At 30.4% G+C, this 2,912-nt stretch carries 3 protein-coding genes; all 3 read right to left on the bottom strand.

Annotated elements, in window-relative coordinates; all coding sequences use genetic code 11:
- Positions 1–188: hypothetical protein (locus PND65_RS09560; protein ID WP_272014571.1), on the bottom strand; the 188-nt coding region annotated here is incomplete at its 3' end.
- Between the two features lie 648 nt (positions 189–836).
- Positions 837–1,685, bottom strand: coding sequence for a 16S rRNA (cytidine(1402)-2'-O)-methyltransferase (gene rsmI / locus PND65_RS09555; RefSeq protein ID WP_271991858.1), 849 nt, complete (start codon positions 1,683–1,685; stop codon positions 837–839).
- Complete coding sequence (gene ricT / locus PND65_RS09550) at positions 1,672–2,514, bottom strand: regulatory iron-sulfur-containing complex subunit RicT (protein WP_035403119.1); 843 nt, start codon at positions 2,512–2,514, stop codon at positions 1,672–1,674. Before ricT ends, rsmI begins: the two co-directional genes overlap by 14 nt.
- Positions 2,515–2,912: the final 398 nt, after the last annotated feature.

The raw sequence follows: 2,912 nt of genomic DNA, 5'->3' as shown, positions 1-2,912 counted from the left end.
AACATCAGCACATCTCTTGTATAGGCCTGTATCTTTGGATCCACCAGCATCAGATTTTCTGGTTTGACGATCTCCTGACCCTGATAGAGACAGGTATTGATCAGACAGGAAAAGTGATGTGCATCCTTGAAGAAGGTATTGATTTCCTGATCAAAGGTCGTATAGCTGTTATTTTTGTTTGTTGTCATCTTGTTCCTCCTAAAATATAACATGTGAAATGAAGATTGTCATTGAACTATAAATTCAAGTTTTTTGAATCTTCCGATATATAGAGCACTCGTTCAATCAATCTATATATATCTTTCTCTTTTCACTTATCTATTACACTGGAAAGGAACAAAGTGACAAAAAAAGATTGAAAATTTGTTTTTCTTTTTATTCTTTTAAAAACACTATTTGACATTGCAATTTTATAAATATAAATCAAGCATATAAAAAATATCAATACAAGTTTCTTGTAGAATACATATCTGGTTGCTTTGATATCTTTCTCTTGTCATGTACATACTTATATTTTCTCAAATAGTTCTTACAAAATAATGACAATACATTTATTTTCTAAATAAATTTACCCGAATTTAAGATCACAAAACAACGTAAAATTTAAATTAATATCGGCATATTTATTGCTTATAATCCAAATATTGACACGATAAGAAAAAAGTTGTTGCGGTCTTTTTTTCGCCTATTGAAAACTTAAAGAATCAGTATCAATTTATTTGTAGAATACAAATTATTACTATGTAATTTGTATACATCCGCAACACAGATTATCGCATGTTTTTACTAATTGTGGAGGAAATATTTTTTTATTTTCTTAAAATAAAAGAGTCAAATTAATGACTCTTGTGATATTCATCGTATAACTCATTTTTAGAACAGCCTAATTCAGTGGCTGCTTTTTTTATGGCTTCTTTTGTTTTTAAACCTCGTTTTATATACTCATCAACTTTTTCAATCGCTGTTTTCATATCAAAGGTTTCTTCTTTGATTGGTTTTCCTTCTATGATAACAACCATTTCACCTTTTTTGTCTTTTGCGACCTGCACAACTTCACTTACTGTTCCACGAATATATTCTTCATGAAGTTTTGTCAGTTCTCTAGCAAGACACATATTTCGATCGCCTAAAACTTCCAAAACATCCTGCAACATAGATTCAATGCGATGAGGAGCTTCATAAAAAATCAAAGTATAAGGAAAATCTTTCAGCTCATCCAGTTGTTTCTTACGTTTGCTGGATTTATTTTCAAGAAATCCATAAAACAAATAATGAACACAGGATAATCCACTTGCTACTAAAGCATTCATTGCCGCATTAGCTCCAGATAAAGAAACAACGGCATAATCTTCTTTAATCACTTCTTTTACAAGATTGGCGCCTGGATCTGAAACCAATGGATATCCGGCATCCGATACAACTGCCACACTATCATTATTGTGTAAATGATTCAAGATTTGTGGAATGCTTGTTGCCTGATTATGCTCATGATGTGAAATCAAAGGTTTTTGAATGTTATAAGCCATTAATAATTTCTTTGTGTTTCTTGTATCTTCTGCTGCAATCACATCCACGGCATTCAACACTTCTAAAGCTCTAGATGTGATTTCTTTTAAATTTCCAATAGGAGTTGGTACAAGATATAAAGTTGGTTTTTTTTTATCAAAGCTCTTAGTAATCTTCATCGCTGAAATCCTTATCTGGCCATAATTCTTCAAAAGATACAAATCGAACTTCTTCTTTGTTTTCCAATTTAGCTTGTTTTTGTAAGACATTCATGCTGGTGATACGATATTTACTATCTTCAAATGTGATCATAGAATTCAATTTTGGCAAATCTTTTCTAAGTCTTGTATACTCATCATTTTCATAACGCAAGCAGCACATCAATTTTCCACACTGTCCACTTAGTTTTTGAATATTTAAAGCTAATAACTGGTTCTTTGCCATATTTATAGAAACCGTATCAAAATCATTTAAAAATCTTGAACAACAAGTTTCCATTCCGCAGTTTCCTAAACCACCAACCATTTTAGCTTTATTTCTTGGTCCAACTTGTCTTAATTCAATACGACAATGTAACTGACTGGCAAGATCCTTTAAAAGTTGTCTGAAATCAACTCTATCATCAGAAACATAAGTAAAAATAACTTTAGAACGATCTAATGTATATTCACCACTGATCAAATGCATATCTAAATCTAAAGCTTCAATGCACTTATGACAAATTTTTAATGCCTCCTGCGCTTTTTTTGTGTTTTCTTCTTTTTGAATCAAATCGTATTTTGTGGCTAATCGTAAAACCGGTTTACAATCCCCTTTGATCTTTTTGGCATCAAAATCGATTACTGGTGCACATACCTTACCCAGCTCTTTACCTCGAATTGTTTCTACCACAACTTGATCATTTAAGTCATATTTAATATTTGATCCAAATGTATAAGCTTTTTTAGATTCATCAAATTGAATATAAACTATATATTTATAGGAAACTTTTCTTTCTTCCTGATTCATTCATTCACGACCTTTCGTTTTGTTGTTTTTTAATTCCAACCATCAAAAAACTAGATTTATTATAGCTTATTTTCTTAAATATTGTATATATTATTTGTTTTCTAATCCCAAATTAACCACAAACTTAAAATTAAATATAAAAATTCGTTTCATGGAATTTTTGCCAAACACAAAAACAGTCTTTATATATTTTCTTTCTTTAACTTGAAGCTCTTCTACAAAACCACTGATTTGATACCATACACCTAGTATCATCATTAATAAAATTGTTTCATACTGTCTAAATGTTGCTTCTCATATTTTTTCTCGTTTTTTTTTTTCAATTTTTTTGTCATTTTGGTCATTTCCGGTGTGATAGATAAGTGAGAGAGGATTGAAAAAACATAAATGCATGGTTC

This window comes from Faecalitalea cylindroides (assembly GCF_028321995.1).
GTDB classification, from domain to species: domain Bacteria; phylum Bacillota_I; class Bacilli_A; order Erysipelotrichales; family Erysipelotrichaceae; genus Faecalitalea; species Faecalitalea cylindroides.
The sequence above is the reverse complement of the archived record's forward strand: the minus strand, read 5'-3'. Positions and strand labels throughout refer to the sequence as shown.

What these genes read in the sequence shown, in the direction of transcription:
- ricT (WP_035403119.1), bottom strand. Translation starts at nt 2,514, where the DNA reads ATGAATCAGGAAGAAAGAAAAGTTTCCTATAAATATATAGTTTATATT.
- rsmI (WP_271991858.1), bottom strand. Translation starts at nt 1,685, where the DNA reads ATGAAGATTACTAAGAGCTTTGATAAAAAAAAACCAACTTTATATCTT.